This window comes from Mesorhizobium sp. M7A.F.Ca.ET.027.03.2.1 (assembly GCF_003999175.1).
Lineage (GTDB): Bacteria > Pseudomonadota > Alphaproteobacteria > Rhizobiales > Rhizobiaceae > Mesorhizobium.
In genome coordinates this window covers 1-5,533 of record NZ_RZOM01000344.1, presented here as the reverse complement: position 1 = coordinate 5,533, position 5,533 = coordinate 1, and the positions used below count along the sequence as shown (strand labels likewise).

At 63.9% G+C, this 5,533-nt stretch carries 5 protein-coding genes and 1 pseudogene; 5 read left to right on the top strand and 1 reads right to left on the bottom strand.

The features are described from left to right. Positions 1-479 (top strand): cyclic pyranopterin monophosphate synthase MoaC (gene moaC, locus EN750_RS16560; protein WP_127397049.1); only part of this gene is annotated, 479 nt, incomplete at its 5' end. Beyond that, positions 479-1,684, top strand: coding sequence for a gephyrin-like molybdotransferase Glp (gene glp / locus EN750_RS16555; protein WP_127397048.1), 1,206 nt, complete (start codon positions 479-481; stop codon positions 1,682-1,684). The genes moaC and glp, both read left to right, overlap by 1 nt. A 48-nt stretch (positions 1,685-1,732) precedes the next feature. On the opposite strand, the gene EN750_RS16550 is transcribed toward glp, so the two are convergent. Beyond that, positions 1,733-2,563 (bottom strand): alpha/beta hydrolase, encoded by an 831-nt coding sequence (locus EN750_RS16550; protein ID WP_127397047.1) that lies wholly within the window; start codon positions 2,561-2,563, stop codon positions 1,733-1,735. Between the two features lie 312 nt (positions 2,564-2,875). Here EN750_RS16550 and EN750_RS16545 point away from each other — a divergent pair, with 312 nt between their 5' ends. The 3 genes and pseudogenes from EN750_RS16545 to EN750_RS40785 all read left to right on the top strand — a co-directional run. Next, positions 2,876-4,501: an AMP-binding protein gene (locus EN750_RS16545; RefSeq protein ID WP_127397046.1), complete on the top strand. Its 1,626-nt coding sequence runs from the start codon at positions 2,876-2,878 to the stop codon at positions 4,499-4,501. Then, positions 4,498-5,334: a tryptophan 2,3-dioxygenase gene (gene kynA, locus EN750_RS16540; protein WP_127397045.1), complete on the top strand. Its 837-nt coding sequence runs from the start codon at positions 4,498-4,500 to the stop codon at positions 5,332-5,334. The genes EN750_RS16545 and kynA overlap by 4 nt, the downstream gene beginning before the upstream one ends. A gap of 71 nt (positions 5,335-5,405) precedes the next feature. Next, positions 5,406-5,533, top strand: a pseudogene (locus EN750_RS40785) (kynureninase); the annotation flags it as partial.

Below are 5,533 nucleotides of genomic sequence, written 5' to 3'. Positions count from 1 at the left end.
TATCGGGCCTTACCCATCTCGGCGCGCAGGGCGAGGCCAACATGGTCGACGTCGGCGGCAAGGATGAAACAACGCGCACGGCGATCGCCGAAGGCTTTGTCGCGATGCAGCCCGAGACGCTGAAGATGATCCTCGCCGGCAACGCCAAGAAGGGCGATGTGCTCGGCACTGCGCGCATCGCCGGTATCATGGCGGCGAAGAAGACGCATGAACTGATCCCGCTCTGCCACCCGCTGCTTTTGACCAAGGTTTCCGTCGACATCGAGCCCGACCATGCTTTGCCGGGCCTGAAGGTCACCGCACTGGCGCGCGTCACCGGCAAGACGGGTGTCGAGATGGAAGCGCTGACGGCTGCCTCGGTCGCCTGCCTGACCATCTACGACATGGCCAAAGCAGTAGACCGCGCCATGGTCATCACCGGCATCCGCCTGGTCGAAAAGACCGGTGGCAAGTCGGGTGACTACAAGGCGAGCGCCTGATGGCGCTGGTTCCTATCGCGGAGGCGCTTGAACGCCTGCTTGATGGCGCGGCGCCTCTAGCCGGCGAAAGCGTTCCCCTGTTCGAGGCTGTGGATCGTGTTCTGACGGAACCGGTCGTGGCACTTCGCACCCAGCCGCCTTTCAATGCTTCCGCCATGGACGGCTATGCAGCGCGCGCCGCCGACGTCACGTCGGTCCCATCCAGGCTGTCGGTGATCGGCATGGCGCCGGCTGGACGTGGCTTCGACGGCACGGTCGGCCAGACGCAGGCCGTGCGCATCTTCACCGGCGCGCCGCTGCCCGAAGGCGCCGACACCATCGTCATCCAGGAGAATGTCCGCGATCTCGGCGGCGGCGAAATCGAAGTGACCGAGCCAACGGCGCAATGGCGCAATATCCGCCGCATCGGGCTCGATTTTTCAACAGGCGACATGCTGCTGGAAAAAGGCCGCTTGCTCGACCCGGCGGCACTGTCGCTGGCAGCATCGGCCAACCATCCTCGGGTCAGCGTGGTGAAACGGCCGCTGGTCGCCATTATCGCCACCGGCGACGAATTGCTGCCGCCGGGCAGCGATCTCGGCCCGGACCAGATCATTTCATCGAATGCCTATGGCGTCGCCGCCACCGCACACTCGGTCGGCGCCCGCGCGCTCGATCTCGGCATTGCCGCCGATCGCAAGGAGGCTATCGCCGAACTGGTGCAGAAAGCGGTCGCGGCCGGTGCGGATGTCATCGTGACGCTTGGTGGCGCCTCGGTCGGCGATCACGACCTGATCCACGACGTGCTGACCGGCGAAGGCATGACGCTCGGCTTCTGGAAGATCGCCATGCGTCCTGGCAAGCCGCTGATGTTCGGCCGCCTCGGCGATATCAGGTGCATCGGCCTGCCCGGCAATCCGGTGGCAAGCCTGGTCTGCTCGCAATTGTTCCTGAAGCCGCTGCTGGCGCGGCTCGGCGGCCGCAATCATCGCCAGGACATACGTCCGGCACGGTTGGGTGCCGCCATGCCGGCCAATGATCTGCGCCAGGACTATGTGCGGGCGGTGGTCAGGGAAGATGATGGCGCGCTGGTGGCGACGCCGTTCGGTATCCAGGATTCCTCGATGCTGAGAATGCTGGCTGACGCCAACGGGCTGATCGTGCGGGCGCCGTTTGCCCCCGCAGCAGCTACTGGCGAGGCTTGCAGCGTACTGATGCTGCGCTGAAGCAGCGCAGAACAAACCATTAATAACAAACAGAAAATGACGTCGGCGCTATTCCGATATCAAGGCGCGGCTCAGCGGATGCGCCGGATCGGCAAGGCCGTCGACAATGCTAAAATGATGCCGGTCAGGCTCGACCACGGTGCCGGTGGTGGCGCCGAGACCGGTCCAGATGTTGGCAAGCAGCGCATTCTGGCGCAGGAATTCGGCGCGCTCGCCGCCACCGGCCCAACAGGTGATGCGGGCACCATCCATGGGCCGCAGCAGCGCCGGGCTTTCAGCCAGCGCCTCATCTTCGTCGATGGCCAGAGTCGCGTTCATCTCGGTGCGCATGATCGGACGCAGATCGTGGACACCCGAAATCGAAACGACATGGCGCACGCGCCGCGCCACATCGTCCGCCAGAGGCGTGGTTGTCGTCACCATCCGGCTGGCAAGATGGCCGCCGGCCGAATGTCCGGTCAGCATCAGCGGCCCGTCGACCATTGCCGCCGCCTTGCCGATCGCCACGCCGATCTCCTGGACGATGCCGGCGATGCGTAAGTCCGGGCACAGCGTGTAGGACGGCATCGCCACGGCAAAGCCGCTGCTGACCGCACCATTGGCGAGATGCGACCAGAAACTCTTGTCGAACGCCTTCCAGTAACCGCCATGGATGAACACCACCAACCCTTTGGGCGTGGCGCTGGGCAGGAAGAGATCGAGCCGATTGCGTCGCCCATCGCCATAGGTGATGTCGAGCCGTGCCCGGCCCTGCGCCTCGAGTGCGTCACGAAACGCTTGCGCAGGCTCCACCCAGGCGGCCGGCCATCGGTCGCTGCCGGCGATATTCGCACCGTTGGCATAGGCATCATCCCAATCGACGATGTGACGTTCGAACATCTGCGCCCTTCCCCAAAAACGGCATCGCTGTTCCGCTAGCAATGGCCACCGCCACGCCATGCGTCAATGCTCTAGGGCAAAAACATTTTAGGCTTGAAACAAATTTCGACTGGTGCGATCCTGCCCGCACGAACAGCCGACAATGGGAGGTCTGCTGTGCTGCCCGAACCTGCAGATGTTCACCCTTTCTGGGCGCATCTCAGCAGGTGCGATGGGCAGTACGAAGCCTCCTCAGAGCAGGACCTTAATATCCACGACATCCGGCCAAGGCGCCTCGCGCACTGGCCGTCCAGCAGACAGGAGAGCGGCGACATGCTTGGGCCTTCAGCGCATATCGACACGTTCACGCGCGATCACCTGCCGCCGCCGGAGCAATGGCCTGAAATCCTGCTCGACGGCTTCGACTATCCCGAACGCCTCAACGCCGGTGTCGAACTGACCGACAGGCTGGTCGAAAAAGGTCTCGGCGACCACACCGCCCTCATCGGCAATGGCCGCCGCCGCACCTACAAGGAACTGTCCGACTGGACGAACAGGCTGGCCCACGCGCTGGTCGAGAATTATGGGGTCGAGCCCGGCAACCGGGTGCTGATCCGCTCGGCCAACAACCCCGCCATGGTCGCCTGCTGGCTGGCCGCCACCAAGGTTGGCGCCGTGGTCGTCAACACCATGCCGATGCTGCGCGCCGGCGAACTCGCCAATATCGTCGACAAGGCCGAGATCACCGTCGCGCTCTGCGACACCAGGCTGATGGACGAGATGACCGCCTGCGCCAAGGACAGCGCATTCCTCAAGCAGGTCATCGGTTTCGACGGCACCGCCAACCATGATGCTGAACTCGATCGTGCCGCTCTCGACAAGCCGGTGACGTTCACCGCAGTCGACACCGGCCGCGACGATGTTGCCCTGCTCGGCTTCACCTCGGGCACAACAGGCGTTCCGAAGGCGACGATGCATTTCCACCGCGACCTGCTGATCATCGCCGACGCCTACGCCCGCGAAATCCTGGAGGTGACGCCGGACGACATCTTCGTCGGCTCGCCGCCGCTGGCCTTCACCTTCGGCCTTGGCGGGCTCGCCATCTTTCCGCTGCGCTTCGGTGCGGCGGCGACGCTGCTGGAGCAGGCGACGCCACCCAACATGATCCACATCATCGAGACCTACAAAGCGACGATCTCTTTCACCGCGCCGACTGCCTACCGCGCCATGCTGAAGGCCATGGATGAAGGTGCCGACCTGTCGTCGCTGCGCGTCGCCGTTTCGGCCGGCGAAACCTTGCCCGCTCCGGTTTTCGAAGAGTGGACGCAAAAGACCGGCAAGCCGATCCTCGACGGCATCGGAGCCACCGAGATGCTGCACATCTTCATCTCCAACCGTTTTGACGACATGAAGCCCGCGTCGACCGGAAAGCCGGTGGGCGGCTACGAGGCGCGCGTCGTCGATGACGAGATGCGCGAGGTGCCACGCGGCGCGACCGGCAGGCTTGCAGTGCGCGGACCGACCGGCTGCCGCTACATGGCCGATGACAGGCAGAAGGAATACGTGCGCGACGGCTGGAACCTCACCGGCGATACCTTCACGCAGGACGAGGACGGCTTCTTCCATTTCGCCGCCCGCTCCGACGACATGATCGTCAGCGCCGGCTACAACATTGCCGGACCCGAGGTCGAGGCGGCGCTGCTGGCGCACCCGGACGTCGCCGAATGCGCTGTCATTGGCGCTGAGGACGCCGAACGCGGCCAGATCGTCGAGGCGCATGTCGTGCTAGCGCAGGGCGTCGCGCCCGACGCCCTCACCACCAAACGCCTGCAGGACCATGTCAAGGCAATGATCGCGCCCTATAAATATCCGCGATCGGTAAAATTCATCGCCGCCCTGCCCAAGACCCAGACCGGCAAGATCCAGCGCTTCCGGCTGCGCACGGAGAAAATCGATTGAGCGAGCCATACGATCCGGCGTCCGAAGGCGCCCAGATGTCGTTCAAGGAGCGCATGTCCTACAGCGACTACCTGCACCTGGAGAAAGTGCTGGAGGCCCAGACGCCGCTGTCATCGGCGCATGACGAGATGCTGTTCATCATCCAGCATCAGACCTCCGAACTCTGGATGAAGCTCGCTCTACACGAGATTGGAGCCGCGATCCGTTCCATCCGCGCCGACCGGCTCGAGCCGAGCTTCAAGATGCTGTCGCGCGTTGCGCGGATCTTCGAGCAGCTGAACAATGCCTGGGATGTGCTGCGGACGATGACGCCGAGCGAATACACCGAGTTCCGCGACGCGCTCGGCCAGTCCTCGGGTTTCCAGTCCTGGCAGTATCGCGCCATCGAGTTCATGGCCGGCAACCGCAACCTGGCCATGCTCGGGCCGCACAAGCACCGGCCCGACCTGAGCGGAAAGCTGGAAGCGATCCTGACCGAACCATCGCTCTACGACGAAGCGCTGCTGCTGCTTGCGCGCAACGGATTCGACATCGGTGCCGATGCCAAGCGCACGGGCTGGCGTGAGACGCGAACCGAGAATGAAGAGGTGCTGGTCGCCTGGCAAACCATTTACCGCGATCCGCAGCGCTACTGGATGTTCTACGAACTGGCAGAGAAGCTGGTCGACTTCGAGGATTATTTCCGCCGCTGGCGCTTCAACCACGTCACCACGGTTGAGCGCATCATCGGTCTGAAACGCGGCACCGGCGGCACGTCGGGTGCTTCGTATCTGAAGAAGATGCTCGAGGTGGTGCTGTTCCCGGAACTGTGGACGGTCCGCACCCGGCTCTGACATCGTCGAAATGAAAACAGCGACGCGCGGCGGCGGAACACCCTTCGCGAACAACCGGGGACTGACTGACCATGAGTGGATTTCCTGATCTCGCCGCAGTCGAAGCGATGGATGCCACAGATCCGCTGCGGGCCATGCGCGACCGTTTCATTCTGCCGGAGGGGGTGATCTATCTCGACGGCAATTCACTGGGGGCAGC